The organism is Petropleomorpha daqingensis, from assembly GCF_013408985.1.
Taxonomy (GTDB): Bacteria; Actinomycetota; Actinomycetes; order Mycobacteriales; family Geodermatophilaceae; genus Petropleomorpha; species Petropleomorpha daqingensis.
In genome coordinates, this window is the sequence record NZ_JACBZT010000001.1 from 5,232,007 (window position 1) to 5,255,568 (window position 23,562).

The following is a 23,562-nucleotide window of genomic DNA, read 5'->3' on the forward strand; positions in this document are numbered from 1 at the left end:
GACGGTCACGCTCAGCCGCGACGTCGCCGCGTCCTTGCGGCCGCGACGACCAGTCCCGCGGTCGCCAGAAGGGGTCCGGCGAACGACCAGACCGCGGCGGCCGGCGCCGGGTCCGCGTCGCCGGACCAGGCGGCGAGCACCGGCCCGATCGGGGGCAGCACCGCCAGCCGTCCGCTGACCAGCCCGGTGAGGACGACGACGAGCAGCTGCACCCCGGGGCGAACCCGCAGCGCGTGCAGCAGCAGCGCCAGGGCCGCGCCGGCCGCGCCGCAGAGGACGTGCAGCAGCGCGCCCAGCAAGTAGGACGTCGCCGGCGCCGGGTGCGGGTCGAACAGCAGCGGCGCGAGCACGCCGGTGAGGGCGGCGCCGGCGACCCAGGCGAGCGGCAGCGCGGTGTCGGCGACCAGCACCCGACCGCGCCCGTCGGCCGCCGTGAGCACGGCGCGCAGGTCGTCGCTGCCGGCGGCCAGCATCGCGGCGGTGGCCCAGGCGGCGACCGGGAAGAGCAGGGCCGCGGTGAAGGCCATCGGCTGCCGGGGCGGACCGGCGTCGGAGGCGTAGACGGCGGCGAGGGCGGCCAGCCACGCGACGGTCGCGCCGAGCAGGCTGCGGCTGGCCACCGCGGCCGTCGCGCCGAGCCGCACCGCCCGGCCGGCCGGCACCAGCGGCGCGCTCACCGGTCCGGCTCCACGGCGAGCACCGACCAGCCGCGGCCCAGGGCGTCGCGCAGCACCGCGTCCCGCTCCGCCGGGGGCACGGTCACGACCGAGCGGGCGCCGTCCCCCTGGAGCGTGATCCGGACCCGCGGCTCCGCCTCGACCACCCCGCCGAGGTCGAGGACGGTCCCGCCGGGCAGCGGCAGCGGGCGGTGCTCGGCCAGGACGACGATCCCGCCGGCGTCGAGCCGGTCGGTCAGCACGCCGGTGAGCCGGCGCACGGCGGTGTCGTCCAGCCCGTCGGCCGGTTCGTCGAGGACGACGACCCCGGCCGGCCACGCCAGCACGGCGTCGAGCAGCAGCCGCCGCGCCGTCCCGGCGCTCAGCTCGTCGGCCCGGGTGGCGAGGTGGCCGGCCAGCCGGTCGTCGTCCGGACCGTCCGGGCCGCGCAGCAGGGCGGACAGGCGCCCGGCGCGGACCGCCGGCAGGTCGCGCGCGAGCTGCGGCAGGTAGGCCGCGCGGCCCGGCGTCCGGATCCGCCCCTTCGGTGGGACGACGACGCCGGCCAGCAGCCGCAGCAGCGTGGACTTGCCGCGGCCGTTGCCGCCGCGCACCCGCAGCAGCTGCCCGGGCGCGACCTCGACGGACAGCTCGCGCAGCACCCACGGTCCCCGCCGGTAGCGCCACCACACGCCCTCGGCGGTCAGCGCGGCGGGCGGCATGGAAGGGGACGTTAGTGCGGCCCCGTCCAGGGCACCGCCCCGAGCTCGCGAGGGGTGGGGAGGACGGGGTCCTTGTTCTACGCGGCGTCGACGGTCTGCGGCTCGCCGCCGGTGAACTGGGTGCGGTAGAGGTCGGCGTAGCGGCCGCCGAGTGCCAGCAGCTCGTCGTGCGAACCGGCCTCGACGATCCGGCCGTCGTCGACGACGAGGATGCGGTCGGCGTCGCGGATCGTGGACAGCCGGTGCGCGATCACCAGGGAGGTCCGGCCGGCCAGCGCCTCGTCGAGGGCGTGCTGGACGGCCAGCTCGCTCTCGCTGTCCAGGTGGGCGGTCGCCTCGTCGAGGATCACGATGCCGGGCCCCTTGAGCAGCACCCGGGCGATGGCCAGCCGCTGCTTCTCGCCGCCTGAGAGCCGGTAGCCGCGGTCGCCCACGACGGTGTCGAGGCCGTCGGGCAGCGACCGGATCAGCGCGGCGATGCGGGCGCCCGTGAGCGCCGCCCACAGCTGCTCCTCGGTGGCTTCCGGACGGGCGTAGAGCAGGTTGGCCCGGATGGTGTCGTGGAACAGGTGCGCGTCCTGGCTGACGACGCCGATCGCGTCGCGCAGCGAGGCCAGCGTGGCCTGCCGGACGTCGAGGCCGCCGACCCGCACGGCACCGCTGGTGACGTCGTACAGCCGCGGCACCAGGGCGGCGATGGTCGACTTGCCGGCGCCCGAGTGCCCCACGAGCGCGACCAGCTGGCCGGGCTCGACGCGGAACGAGACGTCGTGCAGCACCGCCGTGGGACCGCCGTGCTCGGGCAGCGAGACGTCCTCGAGCGAGGCGAGGGACACCTCCGCCGCCGAGGGGTAGCTGAACGACACCGCGTCGAACTCGATCGAGCGGTCGTCGGCCGGGACGGGCGCCGCGTCGGGCGCCTCCTGGATCATCGGCGGCAGGTCGAGCACCTCGAAGACGCGGTCGAAGCTGACCATCGCGCTCATGATGTCGACGCGGACGTTGGACAGCGCGGTCAGCGGTCCGTAGAGCCTTGACAGCAGCAGCGCCAGCGCGACGACGTCGCCGGGGCTCAACGTGCCGTTGAACGCGAGGGTGCCGCCCAGCCCGTAGACCAGCGCGGTCGCGAGCGCCGCGACCAGGGTGAGCGCGGTGAAGAACGTGCGCCCGTACATGGCCGACACGACGCCGATGTCGCGCACCCGGGCCGCGCGGGAGCGGAAGGACTCCGCCTCCACCTGCGGGCGGCCGAACAGCTTGACCAGCAGCGCGCCGGCGACGTTGAACCGCTCGGTCATCGTGGCGTTCATCGAGGCGTTGAGCCCGTAGGACTCCCGGGTGATCTCCTGCAGCCGCTTGCCGATCCGCCGGGCGGGCAGCACGAACAGCGGCACCATCACGATCGAGATCAGGGTGATCTGCCAGGACAGGCTGAACATCACGCCGGCGGTGAGCACCAGCCCGATGACGTTGGACACCACGCCCGACAGGGTCGAGGTGAACGCCTGCTGCGCCCCGATGACGTCGTTGTTCAGCCGGCTGACCAGCGCGCCGGTCTGCGTGCGGGTGAAGAACGCCACCGGCATGCGCTGGACGTGCTCGAAGACCCGGCCGCGCAGGTCGTAGATGACGCCCTCACCGATCCGCGAGGAGAACCAGCGCGTGGCCAGCGAGATCCCCGCGTCGAGGACCGCCAGGCCGGCGATGACCAGCGCGATGCGCACGATCTGCCCCGCCGTGCCCTGGAGCCCGGAGATCCGGTTGATGATGTCGCCGGCCAGCAGCGGGGTGATCACGCCGATGACCGACGAGGCGATCACCAGCAGCAGGAAGAACGTCAGCTCGCGCCGGTAGGGCTGGGCGATGCCGAGGATCCGCTTGACGGTGCCCTTGGGCAGCTCGCGCGCGGTCACCGACGGATCCCGCCGGAACGACCGCATGGCCGCCATGGAGGTCATCGGACTGCTCATGGTGCGACCTCCTCTCGCCCCCGCCCAACACGGCCTGGGCGGGCGCTGTTCCTCAGGAGTCTCTCAGCGACCGCTGACGAGATCGGCGATCCGGCGCACCTGAGCGACCCGTTCGGCCTCGTCCTGCTCCTCGTGGTCGTTGTGCACGGCGGAGCGGATCAGCTCCGCGGTCGCCCGGCTGGCGCCCGCCGACGGTGCGAGCAGGGCGGCGACCAGGTCGGCGACGGCGCCGTCGAGGTCGTCGAGCGGGACGACGAGGTTGGCGATCCCGATGGCGCGGGCCTCGCTCGCGCCGACGGCCCGGCCGGTCAGGCACATCTCCAGCGCGCGGCCGTAGCCGACGAGGTCGACCAGGTTGCTGGTGCCGGTCAGGTCGGGCACCAGGCCGAGGGTCACCTCGGGCAGCCGCAGCTGGGCGTCCTCGGTGAAGATCCGCAGGTCGCAGGCGAGGGCCAGCTGCGCTCCGGCGCCGATCGCGTGCCCCTGGACCGCGGCCACGGACACGATCCCCGGTGAGCGCAGCCACCGGAAGCCCTGCTGGTAGCTGCGGATCCGTTCCTGCGCGAGGCCTTCGGGCATGGCGGCGAGCTCGCCGAGCGTGCCGGAGCCCTCGCCGGTGCTGAACAGGCTGCGGTCCAGCCCGGCCGAGAACGCCCGACCCTCGCCGCGGACGACCACGACGCGGACGTCGTCGTCCAGGGTGTCGGCCACCCGGCGCAGGGCCGCCCAGGTGGCCGGCGTCTGCGCGTTGAGCTGCTCGGGCCGGTCGAGGGTGACCGTGAGGACGGCGCCGTCCCGGTCGGTGCGGACCCAGCCGTCAGGACTCGTGTCTGTCACACGGTCCTGTATATCTACCCCGCCTTCTTGGCGTTGCGGTTGGCCCCACCGCGGCTGCGCAGCGACGCCCCTGATTCGGACAGGAGCCGGTGCACGAAGCCGTACGAGCGGTTCGTGGAGGTGGCCAGGGAGCGGATGCTCTCACCGTTGTCGTAGCGCTTGCGGAGATCATCGGCGAGCGAGCTGCGGTCGCCTCCCGTGATGCGCTTGCCCTTGCCCAGGTCAGCCGTGTTCGAGTCGGCCATGAGTCCCCTCCGTGTCTGGCACCGCCGGAGCCGACGCGCCGCGCCCGCCCGACGCCATGATCACCCAGGAGTGTGACGACGGCGACCGGAGAGCGGGCGGTCCGGGGAAGCTTCGATCAGGTCCCCTGATCGAACGCTGTCCTCCCGCACCAGCGTTGGTCCGGGGGGACAGCTTCTGATCAGGGAACCTGATCGAACGCTGGGTCAGGCCAGCTCGACCAGGTCCGCCAGGTCCTCGCTCCAGGCGTCCTCGGTGCCGTCGGGCAGCAGGATCACCTTGTCGGGGTTGAGCGCCCGGACGGCGCCCTCGTCGTGCGTGACCAGCACGATCGCGCCGGTGTAGGTGCGCAGCGCGTTCAGCACCTGCTCGCGGCTGGCCGGGTCCAGGTTGTTGGTCGGCTCGTCGAGCAGCAGCACGTTGGCCCCGGAGACGACCAGCGTGGCCATCGCCAGCCGGGTCTTCTCGCCGCCGGAGAGGGTGCCGGCCCGCTGGTCGACGGCGTCACCGGAGAACAGGAACGCGCCGAGGATCCGCCGCAGCTCGGTGTCGGTGCTCTGGGGCGCCGCCGAGCGCATGACCTCCAGCAGCGTGCGGTCGAGGTCGAGGGTCTCGTGCTCCTGCGCGTAGTAGCCGATCCGCAGGCCGTGGCCGGGCTGCACCTCGCCGGTGTCGGGGGTCTCGGTGCCGGCCAGGATCCGCAGCAGCGTCGTCTTCCCGGCGCCGTTGAGGCCGAGGACGACGACCCGCGTCCCGCGGTCGACGGCCAGGTCGACGTCCGTGAACACCTCGAGCGAGCCGTAGTTCTTCGACAATCCCTCGGCCATCAGCGGCGTGCGGCCGCAGGCGGTCGGCGTGGGGAAGCGCAGCTTGGCCACCTTGTCGTTGACCCGGACCTCCTCGAGGCCCGCCGCCAGCCGCGCCGCCCGCTTGTCCATGCTCTGCGCGGCGCGCGCCTTGGTCGCCTTCGCGCGCATCTTGTCCGCCTGCGCCGACAGCGCCTCGATCTTGCGCTCGGTGTTGGCCCGCTCCTGCCGGCGACGGCGCTCGTCGGTCTCCCGCTGCGCGAGGTAGGGCTTCCAGCCGAGGTTGTAGACGTCGACGGTGGCCCGGTTGGCATCCAGGTGCCACACCTTGTTGACGACGGCGTCGAGCAGCTCGACGTCGTGGCTGATGACGACGAGGCCGCCCTTGTGCGCGGAGAGGAAGCTCTTCAGCCAGGTGATCGAGTCGGCGTCGAGGTGGTTGGTCGGCTCGTCGAGCAGCAGGGTCTCGGCGTCGGAGAACAGGATGCGGGCCAGCTCGACCCGGCGGCGCTGGCCGCCGGAGAGCGTCCGCAGCGGCTGGACGAGCACCCGGTCGGGCAACCCGAGCGCGGTGCAGATGCGGGCCGCCTCGCTCTCGGCCGCGTAGCCGCCGAGAGCCGCGAACTGGTCCTCGAGCCGCCCGTACGCCCGGACGGCGCGGTCGCGCTCGGCGTCGTCGGCGGGCTCGGCCATCGCGACCTGCGCCTTGACCATCTGCGCGCGCAGCACGTCGAGGCCGCGGCCCGAGAGCACCCGGTCGCTGGCGGTGATGTCGAGGTCGCCGCTGCGCGGGTCCTGCGGCAGGTAGCCGATCTCGCCGGTGACGTCGACCTTGCCGGCGTGCGGGAGGCGCTCGCCGGCCAGCGTGGTGAGCGTCGTCGTCTTGCCGGCGCCGTTGCGGCCGACCAGACCGATGCGGTCACCGGGCTGCACGCGGAGGTCGGCGTCGCTGAGCAGGATGCGGGCGCCGGCGCGCAGCTCGAGGCCGGTCGTCGTGATCACTGATCCCAGGGTAGGCGCTCACCCGTCCGGGGCCGACCCGATTTCCTCGTTCGTGGGCCGTGTCACCCGCGCTGTGGAGAACGCTTCTGCGCAGCTCCCCGACGCGTCACCATGCGCTCATGCACCCGTCGGGACTCCCCTGCCCGGTCTGCGGCACCCCCCGCGACCGGACCGGCCGCGGCGCCGTGCCCGGTCTGCGGACTGCCGGCGGTCGGCCAGGCCGCGCTCGTCGTCGCGCGGATCGGGGCCACGCTGGCCGAGCTGACCCGCGACCGGGACGCCCTGCTCGCCACGCTGCGGATGTCCGCCCCCGGCGCCGCGGCACCGTCCGTGGTCGTAGCCCCACCGCCGCAGCCCGCCTTCGTCCCGCCCGCTCCTCCACCGCCCGCTCCCCCGCCGCCTGCGCCGCCACGGCGACGCCTGAGCCCGCAGCAGGTGCTGCTCGGGCTCGGGGCGCTGCTGCTGGTCGCGGGCGCGGTCGCGTTCGTGGCGCTCGCCTGGACCCGGCTCGGGCTGGCGTTCCAGGCCACGGTCATGGTGCTGGTCACCGCCGCCGCGTGCGGGACCTCCGCCTTCGCCGCCCGCCGCGGTCTGCGCGCGACCGAGGAGGCGCTCGCCGGTGCCGGCGCGGCCCTGCTCGCCGTCGACCTGGCCGCCGCCTACGGCAAGGGGCTGCTCGGGGTGGACGGACTGTCGCTGCGGATCTGGTCGGCGATCGCCCTCGGCGTCGTCGTCCTGGTGGCCGTGGGACTGGGCCGGCTGACGCGGACCACGCTCACCTGGCCGCTGGTGGCGCTCTTCGCCGCCCAGCCGGTGCCGTTCCTGCTGATGACGACGGACGTGCTCGCCGGCCCGGCCGGGGTCGCGGCCGCGGTCGGCCTGGCCGTGCTCGACGTCGCGGCCGCGCTGCGGCTGCGCCCGGCCCTGGCCTTCGTCGCCGGCGTGCTCGCGGCCCTCTGGACCGCGATCGCGGCGGTCGGCGGCGTGGGCGCCGCGGCGTACCGGCCGCCTCTGGAATCGTGGCTGTCGACGGCGGTCGTGCTCGCCACCGCGGTCGGCGCGTGCCTGCTGCTGCGAGTACCCCGGATCGCCGCCCAGCTCCCGGATCCGTGGGTGGTCGCGACGCTGGGCGGGGTCGCGACCGGGCTGGCACTCGGCGGCTCCCTGGACACCGCTGGTCAGCCGGGCCGGGTGGTCGCAGGTGCGCTGGGCGTCGCGCTGCTGACCGCGGCGGTCGCGCTCGTCCGGCTGCCGGCCGCAGCCGCCGGTCTGGGCAGCGCGGGCGCGACCGTGGGGCTGGTCGGCTGCGTCCGGCTCGCCGAGAGCCACGGCTCGCTGCCGCTGTCGGTGATCCTCTTCGCGGTCGTGGTGCCCGCCGCGCTCGCGATCGTCCTGCGCCCGGCGCTCCGGCAGCCTGCCGCGGCGCTCGTCGTGCTGGCCCCAGCGGGGTCCGTGCTGGTCGCCGAGGACGGCGGACTGCTGCCGACGACCGTCGCCGGCCTGTTGCTGGCGGTGCTGTCCGCGATCGGCTTCGGGCTGGCCACGATGCGCGCCGGCCGGGCCGACGAGATCCCGTTCGCCGGAGCCGCGAGCGTGGCGGCGGTGCTGGCCGGTGGGACGTCCGCCTCGGTCGGCGCGTGGGGCCAGGTGGGCCTGCAGCTGGCGATCGCCGGCGCCGCGGCGGCCGGGTACGCCGTCCTGACCAAGCGCGCGTGGGTGGCCGCGGTCGCGATCGGCGACCTCGTGCTCGCCGCGTGGATCGCGCTGGCCGGCGCCGACGTGCAGACCCCCGAGGCGTACACGCTGCCCGCGGCGGTGGGCCTCCTGCTGATCGGGCTGCCACGGCTGCTGGCCCGCGGTCCGTCCTGGGCCGCCGAGGGACCGGGGATCGCCGTCGGGCTCGTGCCCTCGGCGTTCCTCGCCGTGACCGAGCCGAGCACCCTGCGGCTGGTGCTCGTCGTCGCGGCCGCGGTGGCATTGACGGTCGTCGGGACCCTGAGCCACCGGCAGGCGCCGTTCGTGCTGGGCGCGGCGGCGCTGGCGTTCGTCGTCCTGGGCCGGCTGGGGCCGTACGCGCCGCTGCTGCCGCGGTGGGTCACGCTGACCGTGGCCGGACTGCTGCTCCTGCTGCTCGGGGCGACCTACGAGCGGCGGCGGCAGCAGGCCCGCGAGGCGGTCGCCTGGGTCGTGCAGATGCGCTGACCGGCCCTACGGTGAGGGTGTGGGGGAACCTCGGCTGCCCTACCGCGTCCGGCCGCTGCAGCTGCTGCTTGGCGTGGGGGCCGTGCTCGTGGTCGCCGCCGCGGCGACGGTCGCCGGGGTCTACGGCGGCCCGTACGCGCGGATCGCGTTCGCCGTCCTGGCCGTCATCACGGCCGCGCTCTCGCTGGTCGCGGCGCTCGACGAGCTGCGCAGCACCGAGGAGACGCTGGCCGCGTGCGCGGCCGTGCTGGCGCTGATCGCCGCCTCGTGGCACACCGACAGCCCGCTCCCGTCGGCGATCGTGGCCGCGGTCTGCCTCGGACTGCACCTGGCCGCCCGGAGCGCGGCCGCCTGGCCGCTCGCGTCGTGGGCCGCGCTGCAGCTCGCCGTTCTCCAGGGCACGGACGACGTCGCGGGGCCGCTGCACTCCGCGTTGTTCCTCGGTACCGCGCTGGTCGGCCTGGGCGTCGCGCTGTGGGGCCGGCCGCTGGTGGCCCGGGCCGCGCTGGTCACGACGGCGCCGTGGTGGGTGGCCGGTGTCGCCGGCGGCCTGGCGACGGCGTGGTCGGGGTCCGGCACGGCCCGACAGCTCGCGGCGCTGCTGGTGGTGGCCGCGGCGGCGGGGCTGCTGCCGGCGCGGCTGCGGGCCGAGCTCGACCCGCTGCTGGGACCGCGGATCGCCGTCCCGGTGCTGGCCGGTGGGGTGGCCGGTGCGGCGGCCGCCGGTGCGCTCGCCGCGGGCGGGACGGTCGGGATCACCGGTGCCGGCTACGTCGGCGTGCTGCTCGCCTCGGTGCTGCCCGGGTTCCTGACCGGATGGCGGCGCGGGCTGTTCGGGCCGGTCGCGGTCACCGCCGGGTCGGTGCTGGCGCTGCTGGCGCTGGTGGAGCTGTCGGTGCGCGCGGACTGGGGCGCGCTCGTCGTGCTGTTCCTGCTGACCGCTCTGCCCAGCGCGCTGTTCTCGTGGCGGCAGGACGCGCGGTCGGGGGCGCTGCCCTGGGCGGTCGGCTGTCTCGCCGCGGCAGCGCTGCTCGCGGTGCCGGCCGGGTGGCTGGACCCGGTGCCGACCGCGCTCGTGCTCACCGGGCTGTACGGGGTGGGCCTCGCGGTCGCCGCGACGCTGCCTCCGCCGTCGCGCCTGCCGACGCTGGTCGCCGCCGGCGCGGCCGCCGCCGGGGCGGTCGTGTTGGTCGTGCTGCAGAGCGACCGCGAACCGCTGGCCCTGCTGCTCGCGCTGCAGGGGCTGGTCACCGTCGAGTGGGCCGGCTGGACGTCGCGGCCGAAGCGGCCGCCGTCGGTGGCCTGGCGGATCGGGGCGGCGCAGTGGACGGTCGCCATCTGGCTCGCCGTCTCGGCCGGTCCGGTGCACGTGCTGGAGGCCTACACGCTGCCGCTTGCTGCCGGACTGCTGCTGGCGCAGGGGCCGCGGCTGGTCTCGGGCCCGTCGTGGCCGGCGTGGGGGCCGGGGCTGCTGGTCGCCGCGGTGCCGTCGGCGGTGATGGCCGTCGTCCTGCCGGGGATCACCCGGCCGGTCGTCGTGCTGATCGTGGCGGCGCTGGTCATGGTCGTCGCCGCGGCCGCGGGACTCCGGGCGCCGCTGGTCATCGGGGCGGCCACCGCCGTCGGGACGACCCTGGCGCTGGCCCTGGCGACCGTGGTCTGGCCGGTCGTCGCCGCGCTGGTGATCGGCGCCGTGCTGCTCGGCGTCGGCGCCCGCGAGGAGTTCTCACCGGTGGCGTCCTTCGCCGCGCCCCTGGCCAAGCTGCGCTGACGTCGCCAACTGCGCCCTCGTGGCGGCTCTCAGGGACCGAAGAGGACCTCGGCGCAGACGGCGCGGTAGCCGGCGGCGAGGAAGGCGCGCAGCGAGGCGGTGTTCGCCGTCGCCACCTGCGCCCAGAGCGGGGCGCCGTCCGGCACCAGCGCCGGCGCCGCCGTCACAAGCGCGGTGCCCAGGCCGCGGCCGCGCGCGGACGGGTCGACCTCCAGGCTGACCTCCCACCGACCGGCGAGCCCGCGGCCGAGGATCAGCACGCCGGCGCCGTCGGGGGTCGACCAGATCCGGACGTCGGAGCGGTGCTCCAGGGCTCGACGCACCCGCGGGTGGTCGACCTCGGCCGGCACCAGCTCCAGGCCGAGCGACGCCGGCGCCGGCGGCGCGACGAGCACCGCGTCCAGCGAGCCGGGCTCGGCGCCCACCCGGTCGGCCAGCGCGGAGAGGAACCGGGCGCCCAGCGGCGCGGCGATCGGGTCGTGCGCGACCGTCGATCGCACCCACGCCGGGTCGACGTCGGCCGCGACGACGTGCCAGGCCGTGCCCCCGACGACGACTGCCCGCGCCCCGAGGGGCGCGGGCAGAACGGTCACGCTGGCATCGGCAGCCGGATCGTCCCCAGCGGCGAGGCCGGCCAGCAGATCAGCGAGCTTCAGACGCGGAAGCCGAGCGCGCGCAGCTGCTCGCGGCCGTCGTCGGTGATCTTGTCCGGGCCCCACGGCGGCATCCAGACCCAGTTGATCCGGATGTCGTCGACCAGCCCGGGGCCGGGGCCGCCGGTCAGCGCCTGGCGGGCCTGGTCCTCGATCACGTCGGTCAGCGGGCAGGCCGCCGAGGTCAGCGTCATGTCCAGGACGGCGACGTTGTTGTCATCGACCTCGATGCCGTAGACGAGGCCGAGGTCGACGACGTTCACGCCGAGCTCGGGGTCGACCACGTCGCGCATGGCCTCCTCGACGTCCTCGATGATCGCCGACTTGTAGGCCGGCAGCTCGTTCTCGGTGGTCATGACTGGCCTCCCCAGGCTCGTGCAGAGGCGTCCTTGAGCGCCATCCAGCTCATCAGCGCGCACTTGATCCGCGCCGGGTACTTCGACACGCCGGCGAACGCGACGGCGTCCTCCAGCTCGTCCTCGAGCTTCTCGGCCACCGACGTGTCGCCCTTCGACTGCATCAGCGTCATGAAGTGCTCGCCGGTCTCCAGCGCCTCGGGCACCGTCTTGCCGATCACCAGGTCGTACATGGCCGACACCGACGCCTGGCTGATCGAGCAGCCCATGCCCTCGTAGGAGACGTCGGCGATCGTGTCGCCGTCCAGGTGCACCCGCAGGGTCACCTCGTCACCGCACGTCGGGTTGACGTGGTGCACCTCGGCCTCGAACGGCTCGCGCAGACCGCGCCCGTGCGGGTTCCGGTAGTGGTCCAGGATGATCTCCTGGTACATCGACTGCAGCTGCATGGATCACTTCACCTCGCCGGGTACAACGCCGAAGAAGCGCTGCGCTTCCCGCACGCCGTCGGCGAGCGCGTCGATGTCGTCGTACCCGGTGTGCACGTAGAACGTCGCGCGGGTGGTGGCCGGGACGCCGTAGCGGCGGACCACCGGCCACGCGCAGTGGTGCCCGACCCGGACGGCGATGCCCAGGTCGTCGAGCACCTGGCCGACGTCGTGCGGGTGGATGCCCTCGACGGTGAACGAGACCGCTCCCCCGCGGGCCACGGTGTCGACCGGGCCGATCACGGTCACCCCGGGGATCTCCTGCAGCTTCTGCAGCGCGTAGGCGGTGATCGCCTGCTCGTGCTCGTCGACCTTGTCCATTCCGAGCGCGGTCAGGTAGTCGACCGCGGCACCGAGCCCGATCGCCTGCGCGGTCATCGGCACGCCGGCCTCGAAGCGCTGCGGCGGGGCGGCGAAGGTGCTGCCCTCCATCCGCACGACCTCGATCATCGACCCGCCGGTGAGGAACGGCGGCAGCGCGTCGAGCACGTCGTAGCGCCCCCACAGCACACCGATCCCGGAGGGCCCGAGCATCTTGTGGCCGGAGAAGGCGAGGAAGTCGGCCCCGAGCTCGGCGACGTCCACCGGCTGGTGCGGCACCGACTGCGCGCCGTCGACCAGCACCAGGGCGCCGACCTCCCGGGCCCGGGCCACGATCGGCTCGAGCGGGTTGATCGTGCCGAGGATGTTCGACTGGTGGGTGACGGCGACCAGCTTGGTGCGCTCGTTGATCACCGTGCCGAGGTCGGCGAGGTCCAGCCGGCCGTCGTCGGTGAGCCCGAGCCAGCGCAGGGTCGCCCCGGTGCGCTCGCAGAGCTGCTGCCACGGCACGAGGTTGGCGTGGTGCTCCATCTCGGTGACCACGATCTCGTCGCCCTGGCGGACGGCGTAGCGGCGGAACGCCTCCTCCTTGGCCGTGGCGGCGTTGGAGAGGGCGTAGGCCACGAGGTTGATCGCGTCGGTGGTGTTGCGGGTGAAGACGATCTCCCGCTCGTCGTCCGTGCCGATGAACCGGCCGATCTTGCGGCGGGCCTCCTCGTAGAGGTCGGTCGCCTCCTCGGCCAGCTGGTGCGCGCCCCGGTGCACGGCGGCGTTGTGGTTCTCGTAGAAGTCGCGCTCGGCGTCGAGGACGGCGCGCGGCTTCTGCGCGGTCGCCCCGGAGTCGAGGTAGACCAGCTTCTTCCCGCCCCGGACGGTGCGGGACAGGATCGGGAAGTCCGCCCGGATCGCCTCGACGTCGAGCGGCAGCGGCTTCTGCGCCCCGGCCGCGGGACGCGAGACGGTCTGGGTCATGCCTTCGCGGTCTCCTTCGAGTCGGCCACGTACGCGGCGTAGCCCTGCTCCTCGAGCTTCTCGGCGAGCTCCGGACCGCCCTCGTCGACGATCTGGCCGGCGACGAAGACGTGCACGAAGTCGGGCTTGATGTAGCGCAGGATGCGCGTGTAGTGCGTGATCAGCAGGGTGCCGACGTCGCTGTCCTCGCGGCTGCGGTTGACGCCCTCGGAGACCACCCGCAGCGCGTCGACGTCGAGGCCGGAGTCGGTCTCGTCGAGGATCGCGATCTTGGGCTTGAGCAGCCGCATCTGCAGGATCTCGTGGCGCTTCTTCTCACCGCCGGAGAAGCCCTCGTTGACGTTGCGCTCGGCGAAGGCCGGGTCCATCTCCAGCGCGGACATCTCGGTCTTGACGTCCTTGACCCAGGTGCGCAGCTTGGGCGCCTCGCCCTGGATCGCGGTGGCGGCGGTGCGCAGGAAGTTCGACACCGAGACGCCGGGCACCTCGACCGGGTACTGCATGGCCAGGAACAGGCCGGCGCGGGCGCGCTCGTCGACGGTCATCGCGAGGACGTCCTCGCCGTCGAGGGTCACCGTGCCGCCGGTGATCGTGTACTTGGGGTGGCCCGCGATCGAGTAGGCCAGGGTCGACTTGCCGGACCCGTTGGGGCCCATGATCGCGTGGGTCTCACCGGAGCGGACGGTCAGGTCGACGCCGCGGAGGATCTCCTTGGCGTCGTCCCCCTCGCCCACGGTGACGTGCAGGTCGCGGATCTCCAGGACGGACACGGGTTTCGCTCGCTCCTCAGCTGTTGGCCGCGACCGGGAGGGTGCCGTCGGACTCGGTGTCGACGAACACGTCCTCTCCCTCCACGCGGACCGGGTAGACGGAGACCGGCTCGGTGGCCGGCAGGTTGGTGGGCTCGCCGGTGCGCAGGTCGAAGCACGACCCGTGCAGCCAGCACTCGATGGTCGGGGCGCCCTTGAACTCCTCGACGTCGCCCTCGGAGAGCGGCACCTCGGCGTGCGAGCACATGTCCTCGATGGCGTAGATCTCGCCCTCGAAGCGGACGACGGCGATGTCGATGTCGGCCAGCTCGACGCGCAGCGCGCCGGGTTCGGCGACGTCGTTCAGCGCGCAGACCCGCTCGAACGCCATGTCAGGCCACCTCGACCGGCTGGTCGTCGAGGGCCGGGAGGGCACCGAGGCGGGCCTCGATGGTGCCCATCAGGCGGTCCTGCAGCTCGGGGACGCCCAGGTGCTGGACGACGTCGGCGAAGAAGCCGCGGACGACCAGGCGCCGCGCGGTCTCGGCGTCGATCCCGCGCGAGCAGAGGTAGAACAGCTGCTCGTCGTCGAACCGGCCGGTGGCACTGGCGTGGCCGGCCCCGACGATCTCGCCGGTCTCGATCTCCAGGTTGGGCACGGAGTCGGCGCGGGCGCCGTCGGTGAGCACCAGGTTGCGGTTGAGCTCGTAGGTGTCGGTGCCGGTGGCCGCCGGGCGGATCCGGACGTCGCCGATCCACACGGTGTGCGCGTCCTCGCCCTGCAGCGCGCCCTTGTAGAGCACGTTGCTGCGGCAGTTCGGCACGGCGTGGTCGACCCAGAGCCGGTGCTCCTGGTGCTGGGTCTCGTCGGCGAAGTAGACGCCGAGCAGCTCGGCGTCGCCGCCGGGACCGGCGTACTGCACGTTGCTGACCAGCCGGACCAGGTCGCCGCCGAGGGTCACCACGACCTGCTTGAAGGTGGCGTCGCGGCCGACCACGGCGTCGTACTGCCCGGCGTGCAGGCTGCCGGGCGCCCAGTCCTGGACCGAGATCAGCGTGACCTGCGCGCCGTCACCGACGAGGACGGCGACGCCGCCGGAGTACGTCGCCGAGCCGGTGTGGTCGAGGACGACGGTCGCCTTGGCGTAGGCGCCGACCTCGATCACGGTCTGGGCCCACACGACGTCGTCGGCACCCGTGCCGGACAGCCGGACGGTGACCGGACGGTCCAGCTGCGCCTCGGCGGCCACGCGGACGACGCTCGCGCCACCGGCGCGCTGGCGGGTGAGCGCGGCGAGGTAGTCGGCCGGCTCGGGCAGGCCCTTGAGCAGCGGGTCGTCGGCCTCGACGGTGGTCAGCTCGACGCCCTCGGGCAGGTCGGTGTCCGTGGTCAGGCGCGCGTCGGACGGCTCGCCGTTCAGCAGCGCACGGACCCGGCGCATCGGGGTGAAGCGCCAGTCCTCCTCGCGGCCGGCCGGCTTCCCGAACGCCTCGGGATCGGTCGAGGTGAACCGCTCCGCCGGCGAGCCGGTGGGAACCGGCCCGCCGTGGGAGTGAGCGCCGGCCGGGAGGCCTTCGCTGGTGGTGCTGGTGTTGACGGGGGCTGACATCAGCCGACGGCACCTTCCATCTGCAGCTCGATGAGGCGGTTGAGCTCGAGGGCGTACTCCATCGGCAGCTCGCGGGCGATCGGCTCGACGAACCCGCGCACCACCATGGCCATCGCCTCGTCCTCGGACAGGCCGCGGCTCATCAGGTAGAACAGCTGGTCCTCGCTGACGCGGGAGACGGTCGCCTCGTGGCCCATGGCCACGTCGTCCTCGCGGACGTCGACGTACGGGTAGGTGTCCGACCGGCTGATCGTGTCGACCAGCAGCGCGTCGCACTTCACCGTGGACTTCGAGCCGTGCGCGCCCTCGTCGATCTGCACCAGGCCGCGGTAGGAGGTCCGACCGCCGCCGCGGGCCACCGACTTCGACACGATCGTCGAGGAGGTGTTCGGCGCGGCGTGCACCATCTTGGCGCCGGCGTCCTGGTGCTGGCCCTCGCCGGCGAAGGCGATGGAGAGCACCTCGCCCTTGGCGTGCTCGCCGGTCATCCAGACCGCCGGGTACTTCATCGTGACCTTGGAGCCGAGGTTGCCGTCGATCCACTCCATGGTCGCGCCCTCGTGGGCGATCGCCCGCTTGGTGACCAGGTTGTAGACGTTGTTCGACCAGTTCTGGATGGTCGTGTACCGGCAGCGCGCGTTCTTCTTGACGATGATCTCGACGACTGCGGAGTGCAGCGAGTCCGACTTGTAGATCGGCGCGGTGCAGCCCTCGACGTAGTGCACGTAGGCGCCCTCGTCGACGATGATCAGCGTGCGCTCGAACTGGCCCATGTTCTCGGTGTTGATCCGGAAGTAGGCCTGCAGCGGGATCTCGACGTGCACGCCCTTCGGCACGTAGATGAACGAGCCACCCGACCACACCGAGGTGTTCAGCGCGGCGAACTTGTTGTCGCCGGACGGGATGACCGACCCGAAGTACTCCTTGAAGAGCTCCTCGTGCTCCTTGAGCGCGGTGTCGGTGTCGAGGAAGACGACGCCCTGCTCCTCGAGGTCCTCGCGGATCTTGTGGTAGACGACCTCGGACTCGTACTGGGCGGCGACACCGGCGATCAGCCGCTGCTTCTCGGCCTCCGGGATGCCCAGCTTGTCGTAGGTGTTCTTGATGTCCTCGGGCAGTTCCTCCCACGAGGTCGCCTGGGCCTCGGTGGAGCGCACGAAGTACTTGATGTTCTGGAAGTCGATACCGGACAGGTCCGACCCCCAGTCGGGCATGGGCTTGCGCTCGAAGAGCTTCAGGGCCTTGAGGCGCCGCTCGAGCATCCACTCGGGCTCGTTCTTGCGGCGGGAGATGTCCCGGACGACGTCCTCGTCCAGGCCACGGCGAGCGGAGGCCCCGGCGACGTCGGCGTCGGCCCAGCCGTACTGGTAGCGGCCGAGCTGCTCGATCTGCTCGTCCTGCGTCAGCGGCGTGCCCACCGGCTGCTGGGTGCTGGTCATGCGTGCGTCCTCTCCCGGTGCGTCTGGGGGGTCGTGCTGGGGGATGTGGCCAGGCTCCTGTGCGCCTGCCGCTCCCTCGGTACAGGGCCTGCGGGGGTCGTTCTGTTCCCGGCGACCGGCGTTCCCGGGATGTGTGTGGTGCAGATCCCGTCGCCGTGGGCGATCGTGGCCAGCCGCTGCACGTGGGTGCCCACGAGCCGGCCGATGACCGCCGTCTCCGCCTCGCACAGCTGCGGGAACTCCGCCGCCACGTGCGCCACCGGGCAGTGGTGCTGGCAGAGCTGCCCGCCGCTGCGGATCGCCGAAGCCGTCGCAGCGTAGCCCTCGGCGGTGAGGGCCGCGGCCAGGGCCTGGGCCCGGTCGACGGGGGCCTCACCTGCGGTCGCGTGCGCCACCGCGGTGGACGCCCGCTGCTCGAGCCCGGCGAGCTGCTGCTCGGCCACTGCGCGGACGGCATCGGGGCCGCCCGCAGCGGCGACGTACCGCAGCGCGGTGAGCGCGAGGTCGTCGTAGGCGTGCGGGAAGGTCGCCCGGCCTGCGTCGGTGAGCCGGAAGTGGCGGGCCGGTCGGCCCCGGCCGCGGTGGGGGTCCTGCGTCGTCCGCTCCTCCACCCGGCCGGCGGCCACGAGGGCGTCGAGGTGACGGCGGACGGCGGCCGGCGAGACGCCGAGCGCAGCGGCGAGCTCGGCAGCGGTCTGCGGCCCGTTCTCCAGCAGGAGCGCGGTCACCCGCTGCCGCGTGCGGCCGTCGTCGGCACCTGCCGACGAGCGGACCGGAGCGGTCGAGCTGGTTTCCACAACACAAGTGTGACCTATTTCCCGAGCAGTGCAAGCAGGGGGGTCCCGCACTGTCCGGGACGTAGGCCACTTACCCGGCTCCCCGTCCCGGCCTGTGATGGGAGGACGTCCCACGAGGGGGTTCTCGACATGGCGTACGACACCAAGCAGGCCGAGCAACGGCCCGTGCACCCCGCGGCGGATGGCGTCGCCCGATCCCACCAGCCTCCGCACAAGGCCCGAGAGGGCTGGCTCGTGCCGACCGCTGTGGCCGCCGTCGCCGCCTGGGTGATCGGCTGGGTGGCCGGGGTGCGCTGGGCGTGGCGCGAGGTCGGGCCGCACCACAAGGCCGCCAAGCGGAGGTGACCGGAGCAGGAGGACCGACCGCCTAGCATCGGCTGCGTGCCAGTGCTCCCCCGGGCCTTCTCCCCCGCCGTGGTCTCGCGGGTGGCCCTCGCGAACGTCGTCGCCAACGTGCTCATCGTCGTCACCGGGGGCGCGGTGCGGCTGACCGGCTCGGGCCTCGGCTGCCCCACGTGGCCGAAGTGCACCGACGCCAGCCTCGTGCCGACGAGGGAGCTGGCCGGGCACGGCGTCATCGAGTTCACGAACCGGACGCTGACCTTCCTGCTCACGATCACCGCCGTCGCCGTGCTGGTCGTCGTGTGGCGCTCGGCGCGGCGTGATCTGCGCCGGCTGGCCGTGCTGAGCTTCCTCGGCATCCCGGTCCAGGCCCTGCTGGGTGGCGTCACCGTGCTCACCGGCCTCAACCCGTGGATCGTCGCGGGGCACTTCCTCCTCTCGATGGTGCTGGTCGCGATCGCCACGACCCTGTGGCTGCGGTCGACCGAGCCCGGCGTCGGGCAGCTGGTCGTGCGCCGGCCGATCCCGCTGCTGGTCACCGGCATCGCCGTCGTCACCGGGGCCGTGCTGGTGATCGGCACCGTCGTCACCGGCAGCGGACCGCACAGCGGCGACCCGAAGGCGGGCCGCACCGGGTTCGACCCGGAGCTGGTCAGCCAGCTGCACGCCGACGTCGTCTTCCTGCTGGTCGGCCTGACCGTGGCCCTGCTGGTCGCGCTCTACGCGACCGACTCCCCCGGCCGGGTGCGCCGCGCGGCCCGCGACCTGCTGGTCGTCGAGCTGGCCCAGGGGGTCATCGGCTACGTGCAGTACTTCACCGGCCTGCCGATCGCCGTCGTCCTGCTGCACATGCTGGGCGCGGCGCTGATCACCGTCGCCGCCGCCCGCCTGGTCTGGTCGATCCACGGCCCGGCGAGCGAGCTGCCGCTGGACGCGCCCCAGGTCACGGCGACCGCCGCCCACTGACCCGCGCGGTATCGCCGCCGCCCTCGCGTTCTGCCACGAGGGTGGCGACCACACGGCGAGGGTGACGCGGCGGTGAAGCGGTGGCTCAGATCAGGACGTCGAGGATGACGGCGACCGAGAGCAGCGCCATGTAGGAGATCGAGATGTGGAACAGCTGCATCGGCTTGGTCTCCGCGCCGCGGCGGATCCGCGAGAGCAGCCGGTGCGCCTCGATCGCGAACCAGAGGCCCAGCCCGGCGGCCGCGGCGGTGTAGAGCCAGCCGATCCCGTAGTCGCCGCCCACCGGCCACAGCAGCAGCGAGACGGCGACGGTGAGCCAGGTCCAGACGACGGTCTGCCGCCCCACCGACCGCGCCGTCGCCACGACCGGCAGCATCGGCACCTCGGCCCGCTCGTAGTCGGCGCGGAAGCGCATCGCCAGGGCCCAGAAGTGCGGCATCTGCCAGCAGAAGACGACCCCGAAGAGGACGACGGCCGGCCACGCCAGCGACCCGGTCACCGCTGCCCAGCCGATGAGCACCGGCGCGGCGCCGGGCACGCCGCCGAACAGCGTCGAGTGCCGGGTGTGCCGCTTGAGGATCACGGTGTAGATCACGGCGTAGTAGCCGATCGCGCCGAGGGCCAGCCCGGCGGCGAGCAGCGTCGTCGTGGTGGCCAGCAGCAGCGTGGAGACGACCGTGAGCACCACGCCGAAGACCAGCGCGCCGCGCGGGCTGATCTCGCCCATCGGCAGCGGCCGGCGCTCGGTCCGGTGCATGAGCCGGTCGATGTCGCGGTCGTACCAGCAGTTGAAGACGTTCGCGGCACCCGCGGCGAGCGTGCCGCCGACCAGCGTGGCCAGCAGCAGCCGCCACGACGGCCAGCCGCCGGCGGCGAGCATCATCGCCGGCACGGTGGTGACCAGGAGCAGCTCGATGATCCGCGGCTTGGTCAGCGCCACGTAGGCGCGCACGACCGCGGACACGCGGCGGGTGGCGAGGGCGGGTCGCTCGGAGACCGCCGTCACCGGGAAGCCTCCGCCGCGCGGACGCAGGGCCCCACCGGGCGGGACAACAGCACGGGGGTCCCTTCGAACCGGGGAATCAGACCGCCTCACCATAGCCCTCGCCCCGACCCCCGACCGGCTGGGATGACTAGGGTTTGGTCACGTTGATGCTGCGCGTGCAGCGGGTAGGGCGCTGACGACGAGGACGGTGCCACACTGCCCCCGCTCCGCGCACCGTCGTCCGCCCGGGACCGCTCGCACCGGCCGCCGGGCCCGAGAGCACGAACCGAGCCCGACCCGAGAGGCACGCAACCACATGGGAACGCAGAGCACCGCGTCCGAGGCCCCCGCCGAAGCTGCCAGCGACGCCCCTACCGGCTCGCCGCGCCAGCCGCACCCCACCCTGCCCGACGGCTTCGGCGAGCTGGACCGCCGCGCCATCGACACCGTCCGCGTCCTGGCGATGGACGCCGTCCAGAAGGTCGGCAACGGCCACCCCGGGACGGCGATGAGCATGGCGCCGACGGCCTACCTGCTCTTCCAGAAGTGGCTGCGCCACGACCCGAGCGACCCGAACTGGGTCGGCCGCGACAGGTTCGTCCTGTCGATGGGCCACTCGAGCCTGACCCTCTACATCCAGCTCTACCTGTCCGGCTACGGCCTGGAGCTGGCCGACCTCGAGGCGCTGCGCACCTGGGGCTCGAAGACCCCGGGCCACCCGGAGGTCAACCACACCCCCGGCGTCGAGACGACGACCGGCCCGCTCGGCCAGGGCGTCGGCAACGCCGTCGGCATGGCGATGGCCGCCCGCCGCGAGCGCGGCCTGTTCGACCCCGACACCCCCGAGGGCGAGAGCCTCTTCGACCACACCATCTGGGCCTTCGCCTCCGACGGCGACCTGGAGGAGGGCGTGAGCGGCGAGGCGTCGTCCCTGGCCGGCACCCAGGAGCTGGGCAACCTGGTCCTGGTCTACGACGACAACCGGATCTCGATCGAGGACGACACCAACGTCGCCTTCACCGAGGACGTCGGCAAGCGCTACGAGGCCTACGGCTGGCACGTCCAGCACGTGGACGACGGCGAGGACCTCGCCGCGATCGACGCCGCCTTCGCCGCGGCCAAGGCCGAGACCGGACGGCCGTCGATGATCGTGCTGCGGACGATCATCGCCTGGCCGGCGCCGAACAAGCAGAACACCGGCGCCGCGCACGGCTCCGCCCTCGGCGAGGACGAGGTCAAGGCCACCAAGAAGGTGCTCGGCTTCGACCCGGACAAGAACTTCGACGTCGCCGCCGAGGTCATCGAGCACGCCCGCAGGGTCGTCGAGCGCGGCAAGCAGACCCACGCCGAGTGGCAGCAGAAGTTCGACACCTGGAAGCAGGCCAACCCGGACGGCGCCGCGCTGCTGGCCCGGATGAGCACCCGCACCCTGCCCGACGGCTGGGCCGAGAAGCTCCCGACCTGGGACGCCGACCCCAAGGGCGTGGCCACCCGCAAGGCCTCCGGCGAGGTGCTCGCCGCGCTCTACCCCGCGCTGCCCGAGCTCTGGGGCGGCTCGGCCGACCTCGCGGAGAGCAACAACACCGCGGTGAAGGGCGAACCGTCGTTCCTGCCGGCCAACCGGCAGACGAAGATGTGGTCCGGTGGCCCCTACGGCCGCACGCTGCACTTCGGCGTCCGCGAGCACGCGATGGGCTCGATCATGAACGGCATCGCCCTGCACGGCGGCACGCGCGTGTACGGCGGCACGTTCCTCACCTTCTCCGACTACATGCGCGGGGCGGTGCGGCTGGCCGCGCTCATGCAGCTGCCGGTCATCTACGTGTGGACGCACGACTCGATCGGCCTCGGCGAGGACGGCCCGACCCACCAGCCGATCGAGCACTACGCGGCGCTGCGCGCCATCCCGGGCCTGGACTTCGTCCGGCCGGCCGACGCGAACGAGACCGCCGTCGCGTGGCGGACGATCCTGGAGAACAACGACCGCCCGGCCGGCCTGGCGCTGTCGCGGCAGAACCTGCCGGTGTTCGACCGGACGCAGATGAACTCCGCCGAGGGTGTCGCCCGTGGTGCCTACGTGCTGGCCGATGCCTCCGACGGCAGCCCGGAGCTGATCCTGCTCAGCAGCGGCTCGGAGGTGCAGATCGCCGTGGCCGCCCGCGAGGTGCTCGAGGCCGACGGCGTGCCGACCCGCGTGGTGTCCGTGCCGTGCTTCGAGTGGTTCGCCGACCAGGACCAGGCGTACAAGGACGAGGTGCTCCCGCCCACCGTCCGCGCCCGCGTCAGCGTCGAGGCCGGCGTGCCCATGGGCTGGCGCGAGTTCGTCGGCGACGCCGGCCGCATCGTCGGCCTCACCCACTACGGGGCGAGCGCCGCCTACTCGAAGCTCTACGAGGAGTTCGGCCTGACACACGAGGCCGTCGTGGCCGCGGCCCGCGAGAGCATCGAGGCGGCGCGGTCCGGCAACGCCGTCCCGGCCGGCCCGGTGCCGGCCACCGGGGGTCTCCCCCACCCCACCGGCGACCGCTAGACAGCCTTGGTTGGTCGTCACAGCTACCGAAGGAAGGCAGACATGGCACAGAACGAGAGGCTGGCGGAGCTCTCCGCGGCCGGGGTCGCCGTCTGGCTCGACGACCTCTCCCGCGACCGCATCCGCACCGGCAACCTGCAGTCGCTGGTCGACGAGTACTCGGTGGTCGGCGTCACCACCAACCCGACGATCTTCGCCGCGGCGATCAGCGGCTCGGACTCCTACGACGACCAGGTGCACGCCCTCGCCGTCCGCTCGGTGAGCGTCGAGGAGGCGCTGCGCACCATCACCGCCTCCGACGTCCGCGACGCCTGCGACCTGCTGCGCCCGGTCGCCGACCGGCAGCCCGGTGACGGCCGCGTGTCGCTCGAGGTGGCGCCGGGCCTGGCCCACGACACCGACGCGACCTCCGCGGAGGCCGCGCACCTGTGGTGGCTGGTCGACCGGCCGAACCTGTTCATCAAGATCCCGGCGACCGAGGCCGGCCTGCCGGCGATCACCGAGACGATCGCCCACGGCATCAGCGTCAACGTCACCCTCATCTTCAGCCTCGACCGGTACCGCGCCGTCATGGACGCCTACCTGTCCGGTCTCGAGAAGCGGGTGGCCAACGGCGGGTCGCTCGAGGGGATCGCCTCGGTGGCGTCCTTCTTCGTGTCCCGCGTCGACACCGAGATCGACAAGCGGCTGGACAAGCTCGGCGCCGACGCCTCGCTCAAGGGCAGGGCGGGCGTGGCCAACGCGCAGCTGGCCTACCAGGCCTACGAGGAGGTCTTCTCCTCCAACCGCTGGCGCGCGCTCGAGGCCAAGGGCGCCGCCCCGCAGCGGCCGCTGTGGGCCTCGACCGGCGTCAAGAACCCCGAGTACTCCGACACGATGTACATCTCCGAGCTCATCGCTCCCGGGACCGTGAACACGATGCCGGAGAAGACGATGAAGGCCTACGCCGACCACGGCGAGCCCGGCACCCCGGTGCAGAAGGCCTACGACGAGGCGGCCGCGGTGATGAAGTCCGTCGCCGATGCCGGCGTCGACCTCGACGACGTCTTCAAGGTCCTCGAGGACGAGGGCGTCAAGAAGTTCGTCGACTCGTGGGACGAGCTCACCGACTCGGTCAAGAGCGAGCTGGAGAAGCTCAAGTAGTT

Annotated in this window: 22 protein-coding genes; 6 read left to right on the plus strand and 16 right to left on the minus strand. The window is 73.4% G+C overall.

Going from position 1 to position 23,562, the window contains the following annotated elements:
• Positions 1-11: 11 nt before the first annotated feature.
• From GGQ55_RS25745 to GGQ55_RS25770, 6 genes are all read right to left on the minus strand, one after another.
• Positions 12-677, minus strand: a complete 666-nt coding sequence (locus GGQ55_RS25745; protein ID WP_179721737.1) for a hypothetical protein — start codon at positions 675-677, stop codon at positions 12-14.
• Positions 674-1,378, minus strand: coding sequence for an ABC transporter ATP-binding protein (locus GGQ55_RS25750; RefSeq protein ID WP_179721740.1), 705 nt, complete (start codon positions 1,376-1,378; stop codon positions 674-676). Before GGQ55_RS25750 ends, GGQ55_RS25745 begins: the two co-directional genes overlap by 4 nt.
• 77 nt (positions 1,379-1,455) lie before the next feature.
• Positions 1,456-3,348 carry an ABC transporter ATP-binding protein gene (locus tag GGQ55_RS25755; RefSeq protein WP_179721743.1) on the minus strand — a complete coding sequence of 631 codons (1,893 nt, stop codon included), beginning with the start codon at positions 3,346-3,348 and terminating at the stop codon, positions 1,456-1,458.
• Positions 3,349-3,411: 63 nt separating this feature from the next.
• Entirely contained in the window at positions 3,412-4,185 is a 774-nt protein-coding gene (locus tag GGQ55_RS25760; protein ID WP_179721745.1) for an enoyl-CoA hydratase/isomerase family protein, read from the minus strand.
• Positions 4,186-4,199: 14 nt separating this feature from the next.
• Positions 4,200-4,430 carry a helix-turn-helix domain-containing protein gene (locus GGQ55_RS25765; RefSeq protein WP_179721748.1) on the minus strand — a complete coding sequence of 77 codons (231 nt, stop codon included), beginning with the start codon at positions 4,428-4,430 and terminating at the stop codon, positions 4,200-4,202.
• Positions 4,431-4,634: 204 nt separating this feature from the next.
• Positions 4,635-6,236 carry an ABC-F family ATP-binding cassette domain-containing protein gene (locus tag GGQ55_RS25770; RefSeq protein WP_179721751.1) on the minus strand — a complete coding sequence of 534 codons (1,602 nt, stop codon included), beginning with the start codon at positions 6,234-6,236 and terminating at the stop codon, positions 4,635-4,637.
• A 111-nt stretch (positions 6,237-6,347) separates the two neighbouring features.
• On the opposite strand from GGQ55_RS25770, the gene GGQ55_RS25775 reads away from it, so the two are divergent.
• Together GGQ55_RS25775 and GGQ55_RS25780 are read left to right on the plus strand one after the other, a co-directional pair.
• The gene (locus tag GGQ55_RS25775; protein WP_179721754.1) at positions 6,348-8,438 is read left to right on the plus strand and encodes an SCO7613 C-terminal domain-containing membrane protein; all 2,091 of its coding nucleotides are present in this window, start codon (positions 6,348-6,350) and stop codon (positions 8,436-8,438) included.
• Positions 8,439-8,457: 19 nt separating this feature from the next.
• The gene (locus tag GGQ55_RS25780; protein WP_179721757.1) at positions 8,458-10,209 is read left to right on the plus strand and encodes an SCO7613 C-terminal domain-containing membrane protein; all 1,752 of its coding nucleotides are present in this window, start codon (positions 8,458-8,460) and stop codon (positions 10,207-10,209) included.
• A 29-nt stretch (positions 10,210-10,238) separates the two neighbouring features.
• On the opposite strand, the gene GGQ55_RS25785 is transcribed toward GGQ55_RS25780, so the two are convergent.
• The 9 genes from GGQ55_RS25785 to GGQ55_RS25825 are packed head-to-tail and all read right to left on the minus strand — an operon-like array spanning position 10,239 to position 17,594.
• Entirely contained in the window at positions 10,239-10,802 is a 564-nt protein-coding gene (locus GGQ55_RS25785; protein ID WP_218859448.1) for a GNAT family N-acetyltransferase, read from the minus strand.
• 59 nt (positions 10,803-10,861) lie between these two features.
• Complete coding sequence (locus GGQ55_RS25790) at positions 10,862-11,218, minus strand: metal-sulfur cluster assembly factor (protein ID WP_179721761.1); 357 nt, start codon at positions 11,216-11,218, stop codon at positions 10,862-10,864.
• Complete coding sequence (gene sufU, locus GGQ55_RS25795; protein WP_179721762.1) at positions 11,215-11,667, minus strand: Fe-S cluster assembly sulfur transfer protein SufU; 453 nt, start codon at positions 11,665-11,667, stop codon at positions 11,215-11,217. The genes GGQ55_RS25790 and sufU overlap by 4 nt, the downstream gene beginning before the upstream one ends.
• A gap of 3 nt (positions 11,668-11,670) precedes the next feature.
• Positions 11,671-12,999 carry a cysteine desulfurase gene (locus GGQ55_RS25800; RefSeq protein ID WP_179721765.1) on the minus strand — a complete coding sequence of 443 codons (1,329 nt, stop codon included), beginning with the start codon at positions 12,997-12,999 and terminating at the stop codon, positions 11,671-11,673.
• The gene (sufC, locus tag GGQ55_RS25805) at positions 12,996-13,769 is read right to left on the minus strand and encodes a Fe-S cluster assembly ATPase SufC (RefSeq protein WP_179721768.1); all 774 of its coding nucleotides are present in this window, start codon (positions 13,767-13,769) and stop codon (positions 12,996-12,998) included. Before sufC ends, GGQ55_RS25800 begins: the two co-directional genes overlap by 4 nt.
• 16 nt (positions 13,770-13,785) lie before the next feature.
• A complete protein-coding gene (locus GGQ55_RS25810; protein WP_179721770.1) occupies positions 13,786-14,139 on the minus strand; it encodes a non-heme iron oxygenase ferredoxin subunit in 354 nt (117 codons plus the stop codon).
• Between the two features lies 1 nt (position 14,140).
• Positions 14,141-15,358, minus strand: coding sequence for a Fe-S cluster assembly protein SufD (gene sufD, locus GGQ55_RS25815; RefSeq protein ID WP_179721773.1), 1,218 nt, complete (start codon positions 15,356-15,358; stop codon positions 14,141-14,143).
• The gene (gene sufB / locus GGQ55_RS25820) at positions 15,358-16,797 is read right to left on the minus strand and encodes a Fe-S cluster assembly protein SufB (protein ID WP_179721776.1); all 1,440 of its coding nucleotides are present in this window, start codon (positions 16,795-16,797) and stop codon (positions 15,358-15,360) included. The genes sufD and sufB overlap by 1 nt, the downstream gene beginning before the upstream one ends.
• Positions 16,794-17,594 (minus strand): helix-turn-helix transcriptional regulator, encoded by an 801-nt coding sequence (locus GGQ55_RS25825; RefSeq protein ID WP_179721779.1) that lies wholly within the window; start codon positions 17,592-17,594, stop codon positions 16,794-16,796. Before GGQ55_RS25825 ends, sufB begins: the two co-directional genes overlap by 4 nt.
• A 129-nt stretch (positions 17,595-17,723) precedes the next feature.
• Between GGQ55_RS25825 and GGQ55_RS25830 the strand changes: the two genes are divergently transcribed.
• A complete protein-coding gene (locus GGQ55_RS25830; protein WP_179721782.1) occupies positions 17,724-17,939 on the plus strand; it encodes a hypothetical protein in 216 nt (71 codons plus the stop codon).
• Positions 17,940-17,975: 36 nt separating this feature from the next.
• Positions 17,976-18,902 (plus strand): COX15/CtaA family protein, encoded by a 927-nt coding sequence (locus GGQ55_RS25835; RefSeq protein ID WP_179721785.1) that lies wholly within the window; start codon positions 17,976-17,978, stop codon positions 18,900-18,902.
• A gap of 85 nt (positions 18,903-18,987) precedes the next feature.
• Here the strand turns inward: GGQ55_RS25835 and GGQ55_RS25840 are convergent, their stop codons facing one another.
• Complete coding sequence (locus GGQ55_RS25840; RefSeq protein ID WP_366490275.1) at positions 18,988-19,908, minus strand: heme o synthase; 921 nt, start codon at positions 19,906-19,908, stop codon at positions 18,988-18,990.
• Positions 19,909-20,203: 295 nt separating this feature from the next.
• Between GGQ55_RS25840 and tkt the strand changes: the two genes are divergently transcribed.
• A complete protein-coding gene (tkt, locus tag GGQ55_RS25845; protein ID WP_179721792.1) occupies positions 20,204-22,417 on the plus strand; it encodes a transketolase in 2,214 nt (737 codons plus the stop codon).
• Between the two features lie 42 nt (positions 22,418-22,459).
• Positions 22,460-23,560 (plus strand): transaldolase, encoded by a 1,101-nt coding sequence (tal, locus tag GGQ55_RS25850; protein WP_179721795.1) that lies wholly within the window; start codon positions 22,460-22,462, stop codon positions 23,558-23,560.
• The last annotated feature ends 2 nt before the right edge of the window (positions 23,561-23,562 follow it).

What these genes read in the sequence shown, in the direction of transcription:
- GGQ55_RS25750 (WP_179721740.1), bottom strand. Translation starts at nt 1,378, where the DNA reads ATGCCGCCCGCCGCGCTGACCGCCGAGGGCGTGTGGTGGCGCTACCGG.
- GGQ55_RS25755 (WP_179721743.1), bottom strand. Translation starts at nt 3,348, where the DNA reads ATGAGCAGTCCGATGACCTCCATGGCGGCCATGCGGTCGTTCCGGCGG.
- GGQ55_RS25765 (WP_179721748.1), bottom strand. Translation starts at nt 4,430, where the DNA reads ATGGCCGACTCGAACACGGCTGACCTGGGCAAGGGCAAGCGCATCACG.
- GGQ55_RS25775 (WP_179721754.1), top strand. Translation starts at nt 6,348, where the DNA reads ATGCGCTCATGCACCCGTCGGGACTCCCCTGCCCGGTCTGCGGCACCC.
- GGQ55_RS25790 (WP_179721761.1), bottom strand. Translation starts at nt 11,218, where the DNA reads ATGACCACCGAGAACGAGCTGCCGGCCTACAAGTCGGCGATCATCGAG.
- sufU (WP_179721762.1), bottom strand. Translation starts at nt 11,667, where the DNA reads ATGCAGCTGCAGTCGATGTACCAGGAGATCATCCTGGACCACTACCGG.
- GGQ55_RS25800 (WP_179721765.1), bottom strand. Translation starts at nt 12,999, where the DNA reads ATGACCCAGACCGTCTCGCGTCCCGCGGCCGGGGCGCAGAAGCCGCTG.
- GGQ55_RS25810 (WP_179721770.1), bottom strand. Translation starts at nt 14,139, where the DNA reads ATGGCGTTCGAGCGGGTCTGCGCGCTGAACGACGTCGCCGAACCCGGC.
- sufD (WP_179721773.1), bottom strand. Translation starts at nt 15,358, where the DNA reads ATGTCAGCCCCCGTCAACACCAGCACCACCAGCGAAGGCCTCCCGGCC.
- sufB (WP_179721776.1), bottom strand. Translation starts at nt 16,797, where the DNA reads ATGACCAGCACCCAGCAGCCGGTGGGCACGCCGCTGACGCAGGACGAG.
- GGQ55_RS25830 (WP_179721782.1), top strand. Translation starts at nt 17,724, where the DNA reads ATGGCGTACGACACCAAGCAGGCCGAGCAACGGCCCGTGCACCCCGCG.
- tkt (WP_179721792.1), top strand. Translation starts at nt 20,204, where the DNA reads ATGGGAACGCAGAGCACCGCGTCCGAGGCCCCCGCCGAAGCTGCCAGC.
- tal (WP_179721795.1), top strand. Translation starts at nt 22,460, where the DNA reads ATGGCACAGAACGAGAGGCTGGCGGAGCTCTCCGCGGCCGGGGTCGCC.